Consider the following 18,136-nt stretch of genomic DNA (forward strand, 5'->3'; position numbering starts at 1 on the left):
GGTTCTGGTGGCAGCGATCGGGCCGGGGACGCAGTTCAATGCTGAGGAAACCTCCCCCTGACAAGCCAGAAAATATTAGGTGCTTTGCTGCGCAAGACTCACTGCATCCCCGCAGATCAATCGACGGGAGTCTCGGCCACCTTAACCAACAAGGGTTTCGCTTTCGCTATAGTCTGAGAAGAAAAACCGGAGAACATCCCATGACTAAAGCTACCTGGAACGGCGTTGTGCTGGCTGAGAGCGACGCCTGCGAAGTGGTGGAAGGCAACCAGTACTTCCCCCCCGACTCGCTGAATATGGACTACTTTAAGCCCATCAGCAAAACCACCGGCTGCCCCTGGAAAGGCACCGCCAGCTACTACGACATCGTCGTTGACGGCGAAACCAATGCCGGAGCCGCCTGGTACTACCCCGAGCCCAAGCCTGCCGCGAACAATATCAAGGGCTATGTGGCGTTTTATAGCAACAAGGTGAAGGTGGAGGCGTAGGGCGTAGAGCGTAGGTGCGTGGATGGGTAGCTGGATAGCTGGGTAGGTGTGTAGGTGGGTTGGTCTACCCACGCATCCACGCCCCCACGCATCCACGCCCCCATTCCCCTAGGCTTTCTTCAACCAGCTAAACATCGCCCGCAGATCCTTACCCACCTCTTCGATCGGGTGCTCGGCTTCGCGGCGGCGCATGGCGGTGAACCCGGCGTTGCCCGACTGGCTTTCGAGCACAAACTCGCGGGCAAACTGGCCGGTCTGAATTTCTTTGAGCACCTTGCGCATTTCGGCCCGGGTTTCATCGGTGATGATGCGGGGGCCGCGGGTGTAGTCGCCGTACTCAGCGGTGTTGGAGATGCTGTCGCGCATTTTGGCCAGGCCGCCCTCGACCACCAGGTCCACAATCAGCTTCACTTCGTGGAGGCACTCAAAGTAGGCCAGTTCGGGCTGGTAGCCAGCATTTACCAGGGTTTCGAAGCCCGACTTGATCAGCTCGCTGAGGCCGCCGCAGAGCACTACCTGCTCCCCAAACAGGTCGGTTTCGGTCTCTTCTCTAAAGGTGGTTTCGAGAATGCCGGCGCGGGTGCCGCCGATGCCCTTGGCGTAGGCCATGGCGCGATCGCGCGCCTGCCCCGTGGCATCTTGATAGACTGCAAACAGGCAGGGCACCCCCTGGCCCTCCTGGTAGGTGCGGCGCACCAGGTGGCCGGGGCCTTTGGGGGCCACCATCACCACATCCACCTCGGCGGGGGGCACGATCTGGCCAAAGTTGATATTGAAACCGTGGGCAAACAGCAGCACGTTGCCCGCTTCCAGGTTGGGTTCAATGGCCTCTTTGTAGATGGTGCGCTGCACTTCATCGGGCAGCAAAATCATCACCCAGTCGGCCAGCTTGACGGCATCGGCCACGGGCTTGACGGTGAGACCCTCGGCCTCAGCCTTGGCGGTGGAGCGGCTGCCTTCGTACAGGCCCACAATCACGTTGACGCCGCTGTCTTTGAGGTTGAGGGCGTGGGCATGGCCCTGGGAGCCGTAGCCGATAATAGCCACGGTTTTGCCGTTGAGCAAATCTAAGTTGGCGTCACTGTCGTAATACATGCGGGCCATGGGGTTCTTCTCCTTGAAATTGGCGGGCGATCGCGTTTTGGTTGCAAGCTCTTGATCTTACCAAACTAAGGGTGGCACACCAAAATACCGCCTGCGTCTTCCTGGGCCAAGGGGGAATCGTGGGAGGACACCGCGCAGGCCCGACCAAGCAACGGCAAGACAGGCGGCAAATAACCCGCGCTCCGCAGCGATAATTCAAACGAAAAAGGCGCAGCCGAACGCTGCGCCTCAGGGTAAAGTTTCAGCCTGGCGGGGCTAAACCGCCTCGGTGTTTTTCTCCCCGGTGCGAATACGGACGATCTCGTCCACGGGGCTGACAAATATTTTGCCGTCACCAATTTCGCCAGTGCGGGCGGCGGAGATGATTTTATCGACGACGATATCGACCTGGGCTTCTTCTACCACGATCTCAATCTTGAGCTTTTGCAAAAATTCAACGGTGTACTCGGAGCCGCGATAGCGCTCGGTCTGTCCCTTCTGGCGACCGAAGCCGCGCACCTCTGAAACGGTCATACCGACGATGCCAGCGTTGACCAGGGCAATCTTGACCTCGTCGAGCTTAAAGGGGCGAATGATAGCTTCTATTTTTTTCATAGATCAAACTGGGTGCTTCAGCAATTTTCGTTTAGCTTCGGTCTATGTGTATCGGGCTTGCCCCCTAGAATACTGCATCCGTTGCTACAAAAATGCAGAGGGACGAGGAGCGTTCTAAGGTAGTGGCTAGGGTCAAAGCCTTGGCCGCTGGTCATTGTGGCCTAGCGAGAGTTGCTTAGCAGCGGCTTCATAATTAAAAACCCAGCCCCAAAGGCGCTGACGACTATCAGCAGGATGGTTGCGGCCAGCCACAGCCCGCTTAGATCTGAGGGCGGTCTGCTGAGTTGCCCAGGGCGATTGGGGTCGAGGCGCTCCTCGGTATAGAGGCGCTGGGGGGCTGCCTGGGGCCGCTGGGGAGGCTTCTTGGCCATTTTTTTCTTGGGCTTCACCATTTGGGTGAGCTGGCTGGCCAGGGTCGAAACTCCTTCTCCAACAGACTCCGTAAGGCGTTCTGGCAGCGATGCCGCAGCCTCCTCGCCCATGGGCACGGGGGCCATGGGCATGGGGTAGGCGGGAGCCGCGCCATAGGCTTCGTTGCCCAGGTGGGCTTCTAGGGGCGATCGCCCGGTACTGGCTGCCTCTAACGGCTGGGGCTGGCTGGCCTCAATCGCCTGCTTAAGCCGGGCCGCCGAGTCAGCAAAGCGAATCATTTCCTGGCGCAGCACCTGGTTTTGCTGGTTGAGCTGCTGGTTTTGCTGGGTTAACGAGTCAACCATACCCTGGGTAGCCCGCAGTTCTGTGGCCAGCTCGCGGTAGACCGAAATGGGCACAGAGGGAGCCTGTCGATTGCCCTGGGGTGCCTCGGGGGCAACCGCCCCTGGGTAAGCCGATTCGGGAGAAAAAGGTGCGTTCATGATGGACGGTAGAAGGGGCGTTGAAGAATGAAAACAAGGCTGAAAATTGGTCTGCCCAAGGGTAGTTCAAATTGGAGCAAGTGCACCAGCTTTAGCCAAAAAAAGCCAAAAAAAGTTTGCCCTCCAGACTTTACAGCCAGGTTTTACCGCTGTAGCCAGCCTGGTTGAGACATTTTTCCTCAAAACGTTCAAACCTCTCTGAATTTCCTAATCCAAAGGACTATAGCCATATCAGAAATTTCAAGCGCCCAGCCAAGCAAAGCGATCGCCGAGCTACCTAGCCTATAGTTTACGTGTATTACTTAAAACTACGCCACTATTTCTGAGGTGTCCAGCCCAAGGGACTGTGGGCAGGGGTTTGGGCTAGTCTTTCCTCAAAGCGGCGATCACCGCTGGCCCATCGGACACAAAGCCAAAGCACTGATTGACGTTATAAACGGTGGCCTGGGTACAGTAGCCGGGCGAGGTGGTAGCGCTACAGTCGCTCAGCAAAATGCAGTCGTAGCCCAGAAAATTGGCGTCTTGCAGGGTGGCCATTACGCACTGGTCAACGTTTACCCCGGCAAACAGCAGGGTGGTTTTGCCCAGGTTGCGCAAAATACTGTCGAGGGGGGTATCCCAAAAGCCGCTCATGCGGTACTTGTCGACCCAGATATCCTGGGGCTGGGTTTCCAATTCGTCGACCACCGCCGCCGCCCAGCTGCCCTTGGTTAAAACCGGAGCACCGTTGGCGGGCAGCGGATCGCCCAGGCCTACGCCAGCACCGCTGGGATTGTAGACGTGCCGCAGCCCCGCACTAATGTTGAGCAGATCGGGACGGTTGCCCCAGTTCACCCACACCACTGGCACCTGGGCCAACCGCAGCTGGGGCAGCAGCTCTCGCAGCGGCTGAATCGCCTGTCGGGCCGGGGCAACATCTACCCCAATGCTGGCCAGCCAGCCGTCGGGGTGGCAAAAGTCGTTCTGCATATCGATTACCAGGCAGGCGGTTTTGCTGAGGTCAAACCGTACCCGCTTGGTCTGGGTGGCCAGTACAGCCAGTCGTGGCTGAAGTTCTTGGCGACTGATATCGGCAGACTGGTCGTTCACCCACCAGGCGTTGGGAGGACTGCCCAGGGGGCGCAGGTTTGAAACTTCCATGGCGGCCTGCTTGGGACAACCTTCCTAGGGCAATCGGGGGATGCGGGGGCGGGCTACCTGACCTGAAGGGCGAGCATTGCCAGCCCCGCCGTGACGGCATAGGCTACGGCCACAACCTGAATTTCAGACCAGCCCGACAGCTCAAAGTGGTGGTGCAGAGGGGCCATTTTAAAGAAGCGCTTGCCCACTCCATCGGGGCCTTTGGTGGCCTTGAAATAACCGACCTGAATGATCACCGACAGGGTTTCGGCAAAGAACAGCAGGGTGAGCACCAGCAGTGCAAACAGATTGCCGCTGAGAATGCCCACGGCCCCCAGAGCCGCCCCCAGGGCCAGCGAACCAGTGTCGCCCATGAAGACGCGGGCGGGGTTGTGGTTGTGCAGCAAAAAGCCCAGACAGGCCCCGGCCATGGCGGCGCAAAAGACCATTAAATCAGGGTGGGTGGGGGCCACAATGGCGGCCAGGCCCATAAATGCGATCGCGCCCGTGCCCCCCATCAGCCCGTCCAGTCCGTCGGTGAGGTTGGTGGCGTTGCTTTCGGCCACCAGCACAAACCCGGCCAGCGGCCAGAACAGCAACCCCAGGGGCAGACCGAGGCCCAGGGGCAGAGCCACAGTGGTCAGACCTGCGGGCTGACTGGCGAGCACCCACAGGCAAAACAGCACGGCCACGGCCACTTGCAGGCCCAGCTTGGCGCGGGGAGAAATACCCTTGTTGGAGCGGCGCTGAATGACCTGCCAGTCGTCGACCCAGCCGATAGCCCCGTAGGCCAGCGTCAGCAGCGATACGGCCACGGTGTCGCGGCCAAAGCCCGTTGCCACCAGAGCAACCGCGACCGCCACGGGCACAAAAAAGGCCCCACCCATGGTCGGGGTGCCGGCCTTTTTAAGGTGGCCCTGGGGGCCTTCTTCACGAATAAACTGGCCGGTTTTGAGCGATCGCAGCAGGGGCACCGCCGAGAACCCCAGCAGGCTGCTGCCCAGGGCTGCCATCAAAAACGGCACTGTGATTGACGCCCCCAGGCTGACCGCATTGCCCAGAAGGCCGTCTAGCCCAATGGCGGCGGCGCTCAGCCCCAGGCCCAGCAGCCAAAATAACGTCTGGCCGTTCAAAGACAGCCGCTTTGATGCTAAAAACTTCGCATCCACGAACAATTCCTCAATTGCATCACACCACACACCCCAGGAGTCTACTGGATGATCTTCCAATTGACTACGGCCGGCGGCAGGAAATAGTCAGGAAGTCTAAATGAATGATCTCATTAAGGGGCGAAGTTTAACAACACTTAACGGCGACCTTACCTGACGTCGATTTGGGAGCTGCGGTTAACTGCCGTCTTAGTCGTCGTCATCGAGGGCGAGATCGGTGTCGTCGTCGTCATCGAAGCTGTCGTCGTTGCCCATCAGATCTGAGATTTCTTCGTTTTCGGCCTCGTCGGGGATAGTCTCGACGACGTCGCGGCTGCGCAGGCGGCCAATATCCTCTAGCCAGTGCAGGATGGAGGAGTTGCCGGAGGAGGGCAGAATGGGAGCCTTGGCGCTGCGGGGCACCTGGCGCAAAGACGGGTTGTAGTACTTTTCAGACATGGTGGCGGCCCTATAGCAAGACACAGAAGCATTACGCGGACATTCCATCGTAGCAGAGACACTATTCTGCTGCCCCCTGAAGTTTTGCCGTATTATGCCTCTGATGTCGCCGTGGGGACTGGGCCATGTTGGGCAAAGCTGAGCTACTCAATGCCGTGGCGGGAGCCAACCGAGGAATCAACAGTGATGCCAGCGATCGCAGCGCCATTCAGGCCGCCGCCGCCACCCTGGAGGAGCGCAACCCTACCCCCGACCCGCTCCAGGCTAGCGACCGTCTCGATGGCGACTGGCGCTTGCTCTACACCACCAGCCGCGAGCTGCTGAATATCGATCGCCTGCCCCTGGCCTCTTTAGGCCCCATTTACCAGTGCATTCGCCTGGCCGAAAACCGAATCTACAATATTGCCGAGGTGAACGGGCCGCCGCTGCTGTCGGGCCTGGTGGCGGTGGCCGCTACCCTGGAGGCGGTGTCTACCCGACGGGTGAATGTGCGCTTTGCGCGGGGCGTGATTGGCCTACGGCAGGCCCTGGGGTATGAATCGGTAGGCCAGTTTGTTCAGGTCATGCAGACTACCCCGAGGTTTTCGCTGCTGCGGGGCATTGACTTTGCCATTAACCCCGATCGCCAGTCGGGCTGGCTGGAGGTCACCTACCTGGACGACGATCTGCGCATCGGGCGCGGCAACCAGGGCAGTCTGTTTGTGCTGCAAAAGGTCTAGTGCTCAATGGCGGAAGTTCGTTGACTCTAGGGCGGCGCGGTGCTGTTCGATCAGGGCGCAGCAGTCGGCCACGGGGGTGCGATCGCCCATGGCCATCACCAGCTGGTCAAAGGCTTCGCGGTGCTTTTCCAGCAGGGTTTTGACCTGGAGAGCGGCCCAGCGCTGTTTGAGCGGAGCTTCGCCGGGCGATCGCCCCAGGGCATTCCAAAACAGGGTCAGGGTAGCGGTGTCGTCGCCACCGCCCTGGGCATCGCCGTAGATCATTTGCTCGGCGGCAATGCCCGCCATCCACACCTGGCAGTAGCGGTCGATGCTCTGGGGAGTCAGGCGCGCCAGGGCCGCCGGGTCGCCGGGGCCAAAAACCACGCCCCCCTGGCCGGGAATGCCCTGCTTCCAGGCTTCCCAGGTGTTGAGGGTGTAGGCTTCGATGGGAATATCGAGCAGCACCGCCGCCAAAAAATGCCCTGCCTCATGGTGCAGCACCCGCTGGCGGTGATCGGGGGAAGCCCAGGCCACCGCATCCATCAATATGTTGCCGATGCGGCCGCTCAGGCCCAGCTGATCGACGCTAAACACCCCCAGCCCCACCGCCACAAACACCGCCACCACCGCTGGCGACAGGTCGATCAGCGGCCCCAGCAGGCTGGCCATGGTGACCCCAAAAATGACGATGGCAATGGCGTTGAGGGTGGTGTCGCGCATAGAATCTCCGGCGGGTAGCGATCGCCCAGGCCTGCCCCAAAAGACTCTGGTGCAGGCGGCGTTGCTCTATGGTAGCGAGGAAGGGGGTAGCAAGGATACAGGGGCAGGGCCAGGGGCCTAGAAGATACCGGCCTCTAGCCGTTTGGCGACTTGCAGGCTAGCTTGCAGGCGATCGCAGCCCGCCTGGGATTGCTCCAGGGGCACGCTCTCCAGCAGGGCCGGAAAGAACAGCGCCGTCCAGTCCTCTGGCAGGGGGCAGCGGGTACTGCCCCGGCGCAGCACCACCCGCTGGGCCTCGGCATCCCAAACAAAGGAGGAGGCTGCCCCTAGGGCGATCGCGGCGATGTAGGGCTGGCTGGGGCAGCTGGCCGGATCGGCGCCATTCAGCGGCGGCGATCGGTAGTCGGGCAAATCCACGGGCTGAAAGCTGACCCGGTAGTCGTGGGCCTGAATGCCCAGCCGAGTCGCCTCCACCAGGCTGCCCTCCACCCCCACCACAAACAGCAGGTCGCGGCGAAACTCAGCGCTGGGGAAGCCCACCCCCTGGAGATCGGCGGGCAGGGCGGAGCGTTCCACCCCGGCGGCCAGCAGCGCCCCGGTGAGCAAAATGCGCTGAAACCCGGCCTCATCCCAGTCGGTGATCAGGCCATTGGCCAGGGCCTCGTGGTAAAGGCGCACCATGGCTCGAATCCGGGGGGCATCAGCCACATCGACGGCGATCAGCTCTTGGACATTGAGGGTTTCCTGGCCGTAGGCCCGCAGGGCGGCCTCGCTACCGCCGTAGACGGAGATATCCGGGGCCTCTCTGAGGTAGATCGCCAGGCTGCGGCGGAAGGCGCGATAGCGCGGGTCGGCGGGGTCGGCGGGGGCAAAGGCCTGGTCGAGCAGGCGGGCCAGGTGGGCCTCAAACCCCACCGCCTGCTTGAGGGCGGCGCTGACGCCGATATCCTGATCGGTGGTAATCAGGGTGGCATAGAAGGCCTCGTGCAGGGCAGCTCCCTGCTGGGCTAGCGTTTGGTAGGCGCGGGTGTCGGCGGCAATGGCGCTAAACCGAGCCGCCAAAAACGGCTCGTTGTGGGCCAGAATTTGCCAGAAGCGGGGGCTAAAGGCATAGTCCTTGAGCACTGCATACAACAGGCGATCGCCCTTGGGGTCCTGGGCCGCACCGGCCAGCATCTCCAGCAGCAGCAGGCGGCTGTTTTGGTAGGCCGCCTCCAGGCTGTAGCCCGCCTTCTCCTGGCGGGAGACCATCACCGAAAGCGTGTTGCTGCCCGTCAGCTGGGCCGCCCCGCCGGGGAACAGGTGCTGGCCCAGGCCCACGCTGGCCCAGTCGCGATCGGTAAACCGGAGCAGGGCAAATCCCAGATCGGTCCTGTGCTCGGTGGCCAGACGCTCCATTTTGGCGGTGATGGTCGTTCTCAGGGCGTGCTTGTCCAGCTCGTTTTGCTCGATGGCGGCGGCGAGCGATCGCAGCTGTTCAGGGTAGATGCCCTCGCCCTCGAACCGCATCATGCCCAGGGACAGAGCGATCGCGCCCTCCTCGGCCCCGACGGTCACGTTGGGAATTTTAGCCATCAGCTCGGGGGTGCTCGACAGCCGCCGACTCGGCAGCGAGGTGGAGGCGTCGAGCTGTTTGATCAGAGCCAGGCGGGTCAGCTGCCCGGTTGGGCCGCTCTGGGCTAGGAGGGGGCGGGCGAGCAGCTGCTGCATCGACAGCAGCTGCTCGCCCGCCCAGAAGGAGCCAACCCTGCCCGCCCCGGAGGTAATGGGGCGAGCATCGGGGTGACGCAGCAGCGGATCGTGCAGGGTGCGCAGCGAATGGTCGAGCATCCACAGGGCTTCGCCGGGGTCAAGCCCCGCCGCCCGACTCGACTCGGCGTAGACCGGCACAAAATACTCCAAAAAGAAGCGATCGGTATCGAAGCGACTGCCCTGGCGATAGGCCTGGAGCTGTCCCCTGGCCAGGTCGGCGGCAATGGCGGTGACGTAGGGGCTGGTCTGCAAAAACCAAAAAAACTTGCGATCGAGGGCCGGGCGCAGGTCGCTGCCGAGAATGCCACTGGCCCGCCGATAGGCGGACTCAGACAGGGGCGGTACCACCGTGCCATCGCTGAGGGTAAACCAGGCCCCATCGCGCCCAAATTGATAGGTGGCCCCCTCAATGGGGCCGAGCCAGGCGCGGGGCGGCAGGGCCTGGGCATGCAGCCCCAGGGCGAGGGCCAGACTGCCCAGATCCAGCACGAACTGTCCCGGCGGCGCCAGCGCCAAACTGGGCTGCAGCGCCACGGTGGGGTCTTGCAGTGATCCGGTGATCTGTCCCTGACCTTGCCAGGGTTGAGCGCTGTGAATGGGGAGGCGATCGCCCACCAGACCCCGCAGATCCGCCGCCGTCATCGGTGCCACCTGGGCGGCCAGATTGTAGCCTGCCTGCCGATCCACGGTGCCCGCCGCATCGAAGCTCAGGGGGCCGATCTGCAGGTGCGTGTCGGTCAGGGTAATCCGCTGGCCCTCAAACCCCAGCCTGCTGCGCAGGCGATCGAGGGCCAGCTGGGCCTGCCCCAATGCTCCCTGGCCGCCCTGCACCGCAGCCGTTCCGCTCACCTGCCAGACCCCAGAACCGACGGCACTGGCCACCGTCAGGGTGCTGTCGAGGGTGCCGGCCCGGAGGGTGACCACCGACGGCAGCAGCAGATTGAGGCTAGACAGTGGCAGGCCACGGGTTTGGGCGGTCAGGGCCAGCGATCGCGGCACTCCGCCCAGCGTGCCGCTGGCCTGAATCTGGCCCTGATTGATCTGCCCCGTTACGGTAAAGGCCACCGGCGATCGCCCCCCAGCGCGGTGCACTGTGGCCTGAATTCCCGCCAGGGTGAGCGGCTGGGCGATCGCCGGGTCGGCGGTGGTCCCCCGCACCGTGAGCCTTCCCCCCTCAACGCGCAGCCAGGCAAGGGCGGCTAACGAAGAACCGGAAGAATCGGGCAGGCTAGCGTCCTCCAGCAGATCGCCCAGGTCCTCCGGCAGCGCCGCCACAACCCTGGGCTGCACCAGGGTCACCGTGGCCCTCAAAGCCCGCTGCTGCCACAGCGCCGACCAATCGATGCCCACCACCACGGCTTCAGCCTGTCCTGCAAACACCCCGGCCTCGGTGGGCGGAATCACGGTTTGGCCCAGCCACACCCCTCGGGGCGAAACGCCGCGCAATCTCCCCAGCCGCACCGGACGATCCAGGGCGCTTGAGAGCGTCTGTTCTACTTGTTTGTGAACACTCCGCTCGGCCAGCGTGCCCCCCAGCACCGTCACCGCTAAGGCGCCCGCCAGCCCCAGCAGCACCGAAGCTGCCATTGTTTTGGGCCTAGGCACTGGCCGACGACGCCAGGCATTCGGGTGGGCAAGGGACATAGGGACGGCGCTGACAGAACAGCCGACAACGGTATCAGCACTACCTCAATAAAGCCGTAAAGTTATTTGAATTCTTGCCAGCAAGAACGCCGATCGCCCGCCAGCGGGGAATGCGGAGGGCGGGTAAGCTAGCCAGAGTTTTGCTGGAAAATCCGGCATTATATAGCCATAGCCACGTTGGTTAGGACATCCAAAACTCCTATGGACGTTCAAACGTTTGAACGTTCACAGGAGACCTGTCTTAACCAGACTGGCTACATCTATAGCTGCCCCAGTTTTCAGCCACGACTAGCGTTGATGTCCTGAGCGCAACGGCCATGGCTATAAAAACCCTGGCGCTTTTGCGCCAGCGGCGGCTGAACTACTGCTTCACGGCTGATCCCGGTAAAAGGTTTCCAGGCTGCTGCGATCGCCGACAAAGCGCCAGTGCCAGGGTTCAAAGGACACCCCCTGTTCGTTGTCGAGCGGAAACGAGAGCTCAAAGTTGTAGTGCACAGCGTTGGTCTTGAGCCACTCGTAGGTGGGGGTGTTGGCAAACTCTGGCACCACATTGGTGCCGGGCTGGTTACCGTCCCCCAGATCGATTGCATAGCCGGTGTGGTGCTCGCTGTAGCCCGGCGGGGCGCTCACCTCGGCGCGGGTTTGGGCATCCTGGCCGCGCTCGGCCTTGAGGCTAAAGAAAATTTTCTCCTGCTCGGCCTGGGAGCGAAAGCCCGACAGCGGCACCAGCCTCACCCCATCGCGGGCGGCGGCCTTGGTCATGGCCTCATACTGGGCAGCGGCGGCGGGGCGCATGCGAATGCTGGCGTTCATAGACAGGGGAACCAGCTCATCGGCCGGGGCCTCGTCGAAGGCGTGGTGGTGGAACAGGGTAGTGCTGGAGGGAGCCAGTTGGGAGGCGACATTGCGACTGGCCTCGGGCGCGGAGTCGCCGCTGCCGGGGGAGGCGATAGCCCCGTCGGTAGCCCCTGCAGAGCGATTGATCATGGCCTTGAACGGCTGATTGACCTCAGCGGCAGAAAACCCGCTGGTCTGATACCAGGCCACCAGCCCGCCCGCCGCCAGGGCCAGCATCGCCAGCCCCAGGGTCCGCCGCAGCCATCGGGTCCGCCGCAGCCAGGCGGGCTGGTCTTGTTCTGAGGGGGGCAGGGGCAGGTCGCGGGCCGCTTGGGGAATATCATCGAAGGGAGACATGGTCATTCGCTTCCGGCAAAGCTCTACCCATTATGGCTCGATGCGCCGCGATCGCAACTTGGATCGCGGCGCATCGGGCCAGGCTTACCCCAAATCTTAGCCGCGCCTGTCACAATCTCAGTGCGGAGGCTGACAGCATCCTCCCAGCGCCGATCATCGAGGGCCAGTATTTTGCCACCGCTTGAGGTATTGATGCGCCTGTACGGGCCAATTGGGGCTGGGGTCTGCGCTGGCATTGTCCTCGGTGCATTACTCCACCGCTTTGCCCCGCACCCTGGGGAACCCCAGGGACTGTACCAGCAGGTGCCCCTGCGGCTGGGTCGATTTTTGTTTTGGCTGGGCATTCCCCTCAGCATTGTGGGCTTCATGCGCCGGGCCGATCTGTCCGGCAACCTGTACCTGGCTCCGGTGGTGGCCTGGGTCGCTATTTTGCTGGGTCTCCTGTGCAGCCGCCTGTGGATTCGCGCCGATCGCGCCCCTTGGCCGCGACCAACCCAGGGCAGCTTTTCCCTGGCCGCGATGCTGGGCAACACAGGCTACATTGGCTACCCGGTGGTGCTGCTGCTGCCCCAGCTGGGCGTAGGCGTGTTTGGCTGGGCCCTGTTTTACGACGCCCTGGGCACGCTGCTCGGCTCCTACGGGCTGGGGGCAATTTTGGCCGCAGAGCTGGGCGGCCCCGGTCCCAAAACTGCCCAGCCCCGGCAGCGGCAATGGTCAACCAGGCTACGGGCCGTGGGGCAAAATCCGATTATCCTGGCCTTTGGTCTGGGTTTGGGGCTCAAGGCGATCGCTCTGCCCGCCTGGCTTGACCTGGGTCTGTACCAATTTGCCTGGGCTATTGTGGTGCTGTCGCTGGTGCTGATGGGGCTGCGCATTCAGCAGCTGAGCTCGTGGCGGCATCTGCACCGGGCCACCGTAGCCGTGGTGATTAAAATGCTGGTATTGCCCCTGGCCGTGGGCCTGGGCTTAACCCTGCTGGGGGTAGATGGCCCGCCGCGACTGGTCATGATCCTCCAGGCGGGAATGCCCTGCGCCTTTTCAAATCTGGTGCTGGCCGAGGCCTACGACCTCGATCGCGATCTGTCGGTGACCTGCGTTGGGCTGAGTTCGGCCAGCCTGCTGTTGACCCTGCCCCTCTGGCTGTGGGCGTTTTCTGGGGAGTAAGACCATGATCACTCGATGGACAACGCCCGCTCGCTGGTGCGGCCTTTTGCTCTGGGTTGGGCTCGCCGTTCTGGGCGGCGGGCTGCTGGGGGCCGCTCCCCCTGGACAGGCCCAGGTCTCATCCGAGTCACCCCCCCTTTCTGGAGTCTCACCGCAGCCCCTGCTGCGGGCCGGAGACAGCGGACCCCAGGTCAGCCAGCTTCAGCTTGAGTTAGCCAGCCTGGGATTTTATGCCCAGACCGTAGACGGTATCTATGGGGCCGATACGGTTGCAGCCGTGCGATCGCTCCAGCAGCGGCAGGGCATCGCCAGCGATGGAGTTGTGGGCCGCCAAACCTGGCTCGCCCTGGAAGCCGCCCTTCGCCAAGGCATCCTGAAGCTGCCCGTGCCGATGCTCCAGGCCAACACCCTGGTCTTTACGCCCCTGGTGGTGGCGACCCCAGCGCCGCCGCCCTCGGCGCTCTGGCTGGCCCTCATGCCCCTGGTACCCATTGTCGGCGGGCTCTTGACCTATCTCCACCGCCGCCTGCAGCATCAGCAGATATTTCAGCGGCAGCGACCCCGGCGGCGATCGCCCCCCAAACCCCGCCTGCCCCGGTAGGCCATGTTTTCTCTGCCCGGGGGACGATGACAGGGCTGCCCCGCCAGTCGCCCGTAACGCTTTTTGCTGAGCAGCGAGCTAAATCTAAAGAAAAGGTACAAAAATAGCGATCGCTCCCCCTCCCAGAGGGCACCATAAATAAGATTAATACAGGTTCAAGCTGCGTCGGAGGCCTTACCCGCTGTAACCATGCGTAGCCCAGTCTGACCCCGGCTGATAAGGCCAGCCCTGACGTGCAAGCGCCTTAGGGCGCTGGTTGGTTGTCCGGTTTGGGGCTGGTTTGCCCACTGCTTGTCACTGCGTTAGCTGAGGCTAGAGATGCCGTAATACCCCTGGCCATAGGGCATTGCCCTGCCCCGTGGATATGAAAGCTACGGCTCCATCAGCAGTTTTTGGTCACTACTAATAACTTTGCCCTTAGCCTGCCCCTGCATCAGCCTGCCGCATGCCGTTATCAGACGGGGCGCTGCGGTTTCTGTTTCTTTGCCCATACATCCCTGTTTCCTGGAGAACCCTATGCTGACCGTTGCCGACATCATGACCCCAAACGTCACCACTATTGCCAGTGGCGCTACCGTGGCCGAGGCCATATACCTGATGCAGCATCGGCAGATTCGAGCACTGCTGGTTGAGCACCGCGACCAGGACATGCCCTTTGGCATGGTGACCGAGCGCGACATTGTCTATACCGTGGTGGCCCGTGGACATGACCCTGCCAAGGTTTTGGTACAGGATATTATGCGGCAGCCCTGCATTTCCCTCGACCCCGGCCTCACGGTTCAGGAAGCTTCTCAGATGCTCTCAGACACTGGGGTACAGCGCGCCCCTGTGGTTCAGGATGGGGAGCTGCTGGGGGTCATTTCTGTCACCGATATCCTCATGCGGGGCATGCCAGCGCTGTCGCTGAGCCATTAGATTAAGAGCAAGGAGGTGAGAGAAAATGCCACATTATTTTCTCATCTCCTTACCCACTCACTCACTCCGGTTCGGTGCCCGGTTAGCCAGCTCTGTAAGCCAGCGCAGGCGATCGCGCACCTCGGTCGTCAGTACGTCAGCCTGGTAGCGCCATCCCCAGTTGCCTTCAGACAGGCCGGGGGTGTTCATGCGGCAGTCGCTGCCGTAGCCCAGTACGTCTTGCAGGGGCACGATCGCCTGGTTGGCCACCGACATCAGCGCTATCCGAATCATGGTCCAGTGAATGCCTTCGGGGCTGAGGCAGCCGACGAACTGCACCAGGCGATTGCGTTCGTAATCGGATATTTTTTCAAACCAGCCGACGGTGGTGTCGTTGTCGTGGGTGCCGGTGTAGACCACGCTGTTGGCCACATAGTTGAAGGGCAGGTAGGGGTTGTCGCTGCCGCCGCCAAAGGCAAAGTGCAAAATTTTCATGCCCGGAAACTCAAACTCATCCCGCAGCGCCTCGACCTCTGGGGTGATCACCCCCAGATCTTCGGCCATGATGGGCAGGGTGCCGAGCTTTTGGCGCACGGTTTCAAACAGTTCGGCCCCCGGGGCCTCAATCCATGTACCGTTCATAGCGGTGGTCTCTCCGGCTGGCACCCCCCAGTAGGCCTCTAGCCCCCGAAAGTGGTCAACCCGGATGATATCTACATAGTCCAGCAGCGCGTCGATGCGCTGAATCCACCAGTTAAAGCCGCGACTTTTCAGCTCTTCCCAGTTGTAGGTGGGGTTGCCCCAAAGCTGCCCAGTTTCGCTGAAGTAGTCGGGCGGCACTCCGGCCATCAGCGCTGGGGCCAGGGTTTCGCCATCGAGCATAAAGTTGTGGGGAAAGGCCCACACGTCGACGCTGTCGTGGGCGACGTAGATGGGAATATCGCCGATGATTTGAATCTGGCGATCGCGGGCGTATTCCCGCAGCGCCTGCCACTGACGGTGAAACTCAAACTGCAAAAACTTGTGGCAAAAAATATCGCTGGCCAGCTTTTCTCGCCATTCGGCCATAGCCTCCGGCTCGCGGCGGGCGAGAGAACTGGGCCACTCCGTCCAGCCTGCGCCCCCGTGGGCATTTTTCAACGCCATAAAGAAGGCAAAATCATCCACCCAAAAATGACATTCTTCGCTGAACTGGGCCAGGGCATGTTTGTCTTCATCGGACACGATTTCGTGAAACCGACTAGCCGCCCGTTCTAGCAGCCGCATTTTAATCGGAATCACCTCGTCAAAATTCACCTGATGAGGTGAAAACTGCTCAAGATCATGCAGCTCGTCGGGGTAGAGCAGGGAGCGATCGCACAGCATCTCCAGACTAATCAGCAGCGGGTTGCCCGCCATGGATGAGTAGGACAGGTAGGGCGAATTGCCGTGGCCCGTTGGCCCCAGAGGAAGCACCTGCCAGAGCTGTTGACGGGTGTCTGCCAAAAAATCTACAAAATGGTAGGCTTCTGGACCTAAATCGCCAATGCCAAACCGACTAGGTAGCGACGTAGGATGCAGCAAAATGCCGCTGGCTCTGGGAAAGGGCATAGTTAGCTCTATTAAATTCCTGCTGACTCTAGCACGGCCCACGGGGGCGGATCGGCTACCCAGAGAGTTATTTTAGGTTGAACGAATTTTCCGTAAAGCCATTCCCCATGACCGCCTACCGCAACCCAGCCCCCACCGTTGACATTATTATCGAACTGCTGCACCATCCCCACCGCCCCATCGTGCTGATCGAGCGCCACCACGAGCCCCTGGGCTGGGCGCTGCCCGGCGGCTTTGTCGACTACGGCGAAAGCGTCGAAACCGCCGCCCGCCGAGAAGCCCTGGAAGAAACCGCCCTTACGATTGAACTGGTTGAACAGTTCGCGGTCTACTCCGACCCGGCCCGCGACCCCCGCAAACACACCATTAGCATTGTGTTTTTGGCGACTGCCACCACCGACCCCGTCGCTGGCGACGACGCCAAATCCGCCGTCATAGTCAACCCCTGGGAGATACCAAACAATCTTTGCTTTGATCACGATCGCATTTTGCGCGATTATTGGCAGTACCGCTTCTATGGCCAGCGGCCTCGGTTCGGGAGTGGATGAGTGGGTGTGTGGATGCGTGGATGCGTGGATGCGTGGATGACTTAAGTACAGTCCAATCACCCCACCACCCCATCACCCATCCACCCCAACTCCCCAACTCCCCTATCTCCCCCAACTCCCCAACTCCCCTATGCAGCGCACCATCATCAACACCCCCACCGCTCCCGCCCCCGTCGGCCCCTACAACCAGGCAGTAGCCGCGACCGGGCAAATGCTCTTTGTCTCCGGTCAAGTTGCGCTCGACCCGGCCACCGGTGCACTGGTGGGGGAGGGGGATGTAGTAGCCCAAACGGAGCAGGTGATCGCCAATCTGAAGGCCATTCTGACCGCCGCTGGGGCCAGCTTCGACAACGTGGTCAAAACCTCGGTGTTTCTCAAAGACATGAACGACTTTGGCACCGTCAACGAGGTCTACGCCAAGTATTTTGGCGGCGACAATGCTCCGGCACGGGCCTGCGTCGAGGTGTCGCGCCTGCCCAAGGATGTGGCCGTAGAAATTGAGTGCATCGCGGTTCTGTAGCTGCCCTCAGCAAGTCCTCATGTTTCACCGATTTCTGCCATGCTAAAACTCTACCTGGAGTAAAGAGCAGAGCCGCCGTGAAGTTTGCATTCATTATCGACCCCATTGAGCGCCTTGACCCCGGCCACGACACCAGCGTGGCCATGATGGAAGCGGCCCAGCAGCGGGGGCACGAAGTCTGGATTACGTCCGCTAGCGCCCTCAGCGTGGTCGGGGCCAAAGCCCTGGCGCTGATGCAGCCGGTGCAATTTACTCCGGTGGAGCTGGTGGATGGCCGCTGGGTCGCTGCCGACCTCTGGTATGGGGTGGGGGAAGCCGTACAGCGCCCCCTGGAAGACATGGATGCGGTGTTTATGCGCACCGACCCGCCGGTAACGGTGCCCTACCTCTACGCCACCTACATTCTCGACTATGTAGACCCGAGCAAAACGCGGGTGATCAACTCCCCCAGCGGTCTGCGGGCGGCGAACGAAAAAATGTACGCCCTACAGTTTACCGAGGCGATTCCCGAAACCATCGTCAGCCAGAGCAAGGCGGTGATTCGCGAGACCGTCGAGCGCTGGGGGGCTGCGGTGCTCAAGCCCCTGGGCGGCAAGGCTGGGGAAGGTATTTTGTTTTTGCAGGCGGGCGATCGCAACCTCAACTCCATGGTCGAAATCAGCACCCGCCAGGGCCAGGAGCCGGTGATGGTGCAGACCTACCTGCCCGCCGCCAAGGACGGCGATAAGCGGATTATTTTGCTCAACGGCGACCCCATTGGCGCAGTCAACCGCATTCCCACCGGCAGCGAGTTTCGCGGCAACATGGCGGTGGGCGGCCGGGTGGCCAAGGCCGACATTACCGATCGCGAGCTCGACATCTGTCGCCAGCTCGCCCCCACCCTGCGCCGCGACGGCCTGTATTTTGTCGGCATCGACATCATCGGCGGCTACCTCACCGAGGTCAACGTCACCAGCCCCACCGGCATTCGCGAAATCGATCGCCTCGACGGCGTGCGCCTGGGCGACCAGGTGATCGCCTGGGCCGAGCAGGGGTAATTGTA

At 61.8% G+C, this 18,136-nt stretch carries 18 protein-coding genes; 8 read left to right on the top strand and 10 right to left on the bottom strand.

All coding sequences use genetic code 11. The annotated features are described in order from the left end of the window. Positions 1–200: 200 nt before the first annotated feature. A complete protein-coding gene (locus tag LEPTO7104_RS0105290; protein WP_017297511.1) occupies positions 201–488 on the top strand; it encodes a DUF427 domain-containing protein in 288 nt (95 codons plus the stop codon). A 108-nt stretch (positions 489–596) separates the two neighbouring features. Here LEPTO7104_RS0105290 and ilvC read toward each other — a convergent pair whose 3' ends face one another. From ilvC to LEPTO7104_RS0105320, 6 genes are all read right to left on the bottom strand, one after another. Further along, on the bottom strand, positions 597–1,592 hold the full coding sequence (ilvC, locus tag LEPTO7104_RS0105295; RefSeq protein ID WP_017297512.1) for a ketol-acid reductoisomerase: 996 nt from the start codon (positions 1,590–1,592) through the stop codon (positions 597–599). Between the two features lie 255 nt (positions 1,593–1,847). Beyond that, a complete protein-coding gene (locus LEPTO7104_RS0105300; protein ID WP_017297513.1) occupies positions 1,848–2,186 on the bottom strand; it encodes a P-II family nitrogen regulator in 339 nt (112 codons plus the stop codon). A gap of 161 nt (positions 2,187–2,347) precedes the next feature. Then, the gene (locus LEPTO7104_RS0105305) at positions 2,348–3,040 is read right to left on the bottom strand and encodes a hypothetical protein (protein WP_017297514.1); all 693 of its coding nucleotides are present in this window, start codon (positions 3,038–3,040) and stop codon (positions 2,348–2,350) included. Positions 3,041–3,403: 363 nt separating this feature from the next. Further along, a complete protein-coding gene (locus tag LEPTO7104_RS0105310) occupies positions 3,404–4,180 on the bottom strand; it encodes a cysteine hydrolase family protein (RefSeq protein WP_017297515.1) in 777 nt (258 codons plus the stop codon). A 53-nt stretch (positions 4,181–4,233) separates the two neighbouring features. After that, a complete protein-coding gene (mraY, locus tag LEPTO7104_RS0105315; protein WP_026072395.1) occupies positions 4,234–5,328 on the bottom strand; it encodes a phospho-N-acetylmuramoyl-pentapeptide-transferase in 1,095 nt (364 codons plus the stop codon). Positions 5,329–5,517: 189 nt separating this feature from the next. Then, on the bottom strand, positions 5,518–5,766 hold the full coding sequence (locus LEPTO7104_RS0105320; RefSeq protein WP_017297517.1) for a DUF3134 family protein: 249 nt from the start codon (positions 5,764–5,766) through the stop codon (positions 5,518–5,520). 125 nt (positions 5,767–5,891) lie between these two features. On the opposite strand from LEPTO7104_RS0105320, the gene LEPTO7104_RS0105325 reads away from it, so the two are divergent. Beyond that, positions 5,892–6,485: a PAP/fibrillin family protein gene (locus tag LEPTO7104_RS0105325; protein WP_017297518.1), complete on the top strand. Its 594-nt coding sequence runs from the start codon at positions 5,892–5,894 to the stop codon at positions 6,483–6,485. A gap of 3 nt (positions 6,486–6,488) precedes the next feature. Here the strand turns inward: LEPTO7104_RS0105325 and LEPTO7104_RS0105330 are convergent, their stop codons facing one another. The 3 genes from LEPTO7104_RS0105330 to LEPTO7104_RS0105340 form a co-directional block, all read right to left on the bottom strand. After that, the gene (locus tag LEPTO7104_RS0105330) at positions 6,489–7,187 is read right to left on the bottom strand and encodes a hypothetical protein (protein ID WP_017297519.1); all 699 of its coding nucleotides are present in this window, start codon (positions 7,185–7,187) and stop codon (positions 6,489–6,491) included. A gap of 117 nt (positions 7,188–7,304) precedes the next feature. Further along, the gene (locus LEPTO7104_RS32860) at positions 7,305–10,526 is read right to left on the bottom strand and encodes a DUF748 domain-containing protein (protein WP_020479977.1); all 3,222 of its coding nucleotides are present in this window, start codon (positions 10,524–10,526) and stop codon (positions 7,305–7,307) included. 426 nt (positions 10,527–10,952) lie between these two features. Further along, positions 10,953–11,777, bottom strand: a complete 825-nt coding sequence (locus LEPTO7104_RS0105340) for a M15 family metallopeptidase (protein ID WP_155523530.1) — start codon at positions 11,775–11,777, stop codon at positions 10,953–10,955. Positions 11,778–11,948: 171 nt separating this feature from the next. Here LEPTO7104_RS0105340 and LEPTO7104_RS0105345 point away from each other — a divergent pair, with 171 nt between their 5' ends. The 3 genes from LEPTO7104_RS0105345 (at position 11,949) to LEPTO7104_RS32870 (ending at position 14,457) form a co-directional block, all read left to right on the top strand. After that, positions 11,949–12,941, top strand: coding sequence for an AEC family transporter (locus tag LEPTO7104_RS0105345; RefSeq protein ID WP_225886929.1), 993 nt, complete (start codon positions 11,949–11,951; stop codon positions 12,939–12,941). A 4-nt stretch (positions 12,942–12,945) separates the two neighbouring features. Further along, positions 12,946–13,542, top strand: a complete 597-nt coding sequence (locus LEPTO7104_RS36750) for a peptidoglycan-binding domain-containing protein (RefSeq protein ID WP_017297522.1) — start codon at positions 12,946–12,948, stop codon at positions 13,540–13,542. 516 nt (positions 13,543–14,058) lie between these two features. Continuing rightward, a complete protein-coding gene (locus LEPTO7104_RS32870; RefSeq protein ID WP_017297524.1) occupies positions 14,059–14,457 on the top strand; it encodes a CBS domain-containing protein in 399 nt (132 codons plus the stop codon). 57 nt (positions 14,458–14,514) lie between these two features. Here LEPTO7104_RS32870 and malQ read toward each other — a convergent pair whose 3' ends face one another. Further along, positions 14,515–16,026, bottom strand: a complete 1,512-nt coding sequence (malQ, locus tag LEPTO7104_RS0105365) for a 4-alpha-glucanotransferase (RefSeq protein ID WP_017297525.1) — start codon at positions 16,024–16,026, stop codon at positions 14,515–14,517. Between the two features lie 107 nt (positions 16,027–16,133). On the opposite strand from malQ, the gene LEPTO7104_RS0105370 reads away from it, so the two are divergent. From LEPTO7104_RS0105370 to gshB, 3 genes are all read left to right on the top strand, one after another. After that, on the top strand, positions 16,134–16,574 hold the full coding sequence (locus LEPTO7104_RS0105370) for an NUDIX domain-containing protein (protein WP_017297526.1): 441 nt from the start codon (positions 16,134–16,136) through the stop codon (positions 16,572–16,574). Positions 16,575–16,704: 130 nt separating this feature from the next. Continuing rightward, positions 16,705–17,094 carry a RidA family protein gene (locus LEPTO7104_RS0105375; RefSeq protein WP_017297527.1) on the top strand — a complete coding sequence of 130 codons (390 nt, stop codon included), beginning with the start codon at positions 16,705–16,707 and terminating at the stop codon, positions 17,092–17,094. 77 nt (positions 17,095–17,171) lie between these two features. After that, positions 17,172–18,131, top strand: a complete 960-nt coding sequence (gene gshB / locus LEPTO7104_RS0105380; RefSeq protein ID WP_017297528.1) for a glutathione synthase — start codon at positions 17,172–17,174, stop codon at positions 18,129–18,131. Positions 18,132–18,136 lie beyond the last annotated feature (5 nt).

This window comes from Nodosilinea nodulosa PCC 7104, assembly GCF_000309385.1.
In the GTDB taxonomy this organism is placed as follows: Bacteria; Cyanobacteriota; Cyanobacteriia; order Phormidesmidales; family Phormidesmidaceae; genus Nodosilinea; species Nodosilinea nodulosa.

What these genes read in the sequence shown, in the direction of transcription:
- LEPTO7104_RS0105310 (WP_017297515.1), bottom strand. Translation starts at nt 4,180, where the DNA reads ATGGAAGTTTCAAACCTGCGCCCCCTGGGCAGTCCTCCCAACGCCTGG.
- LEPTO7104_RS0105340 (WP_155523530.1), bottom strand. Translation starts at nt 11,777, where the DNA reads ATGTCTCCCTTCGATGATATTCCCCAAGCGGCCCGCGACCTGCCCCTG.
- LEPTO7104_RS36750 (WP_017297522.1), top strand. Translation starts at nt 12,946, where the DNA reads ATGATCACTCGATGGACAACGCCCGCTCGCTGGTGCGGCCTTTTGCTC.
- LEPTO7104_RS0105330 (WP_017297519.1), bottom strand. Translation starts at nt 7,187, where the DNA reads ATGCGCGACACCACCCTCAACGCCATTGCCATCGTCATTTTTGGGGTC.
- malQ (WP_017297525.1), bottom strand. Translation starts at nt 16,026, where the DNA reads ATGCCCTTTCCCAGAGCCAGCGGCATTTTGCTGCATCCTACGTCGCTA.
- LEPTO7104_RS0105375 (WP_017297527.1), top strand. Translation starts at nt 16,705, where the DNA reads ATGCAGCGCACCATCATCAACACCCCCACCGCTCCCGCCCCCGTCGGC.
- LEPTO7104_RS32860 (WP_020479977.1), bottom strand. Translation starts at nt 10,526, where the DNA reads ATGGCAGCTTCGGTGCTGCTGGGGCTGGCGGGCGCCTTAGCGGTGACG.
- LEPTO7104_RS0105300 (WP_017297513.1), bottom strand. Translation starts at nt 2,186, where the DNA reads ATGAAAAAAATAGAAGCTATCATTCGCCCCTTTAAGCTCGACGAGGTC.
- LEPTO7104_RS0105290 (WP_017297511.1), top strand. Translation starts at nt 201, where the DNA reads ATGACTAAAGCTACCTGGAACGGCGTTGTGCTGGCTGAGAGCGACGCC.
- LEPTO7104_RS0105305 (WP_017297514.1), bottom strand. Translation starts at nt 3,040, where the DNA reads ATGAACGCACCTTTTTCTCCCGAATCGGCTTACCCAGGGGCGGTTGCC.
- LEPTO7104_RS32870 (WP_017297524.1), top strand. Translation starts at nt 14,059, where the DNA reads ATGCTGACCGTTGCCGACATCATGACCCCAAACGTCACCACTATTGCC.
- ilvC (WP_017297512.1), bottom strand. Translation starts at nt 1,592, where the DNA reads ATGGCCCGCATGTATTACGACAGTGACGCCAACTTAGATTTGCTCAAC.
- LEPTO7104_RS0105370 (WP_017297526.1), top strand. Translation starts at nt 16,134, where the DNA reads ATGACCGCCTACCGCAACCCAGCCCCCACCGTTGACATTATTATCGAA.
- LEPTO7104_RS0105320 (WP_017297517.1), bottom strand. Translation starts at nt 5,766, where the DNA reads ATGTCTGAAAAGTACTACAACCCGTCTTTGCGCCAGGTGCCCCGCAGC.
- LEPTO7104_RS0105325 (WP_017297518.1), top strand. Translation starts at nt 5,892, where the DNA reads ATGTTGGGCAAAGCTGAGCTACTCAATGCCGTGGCGGGAGCCAACCGA.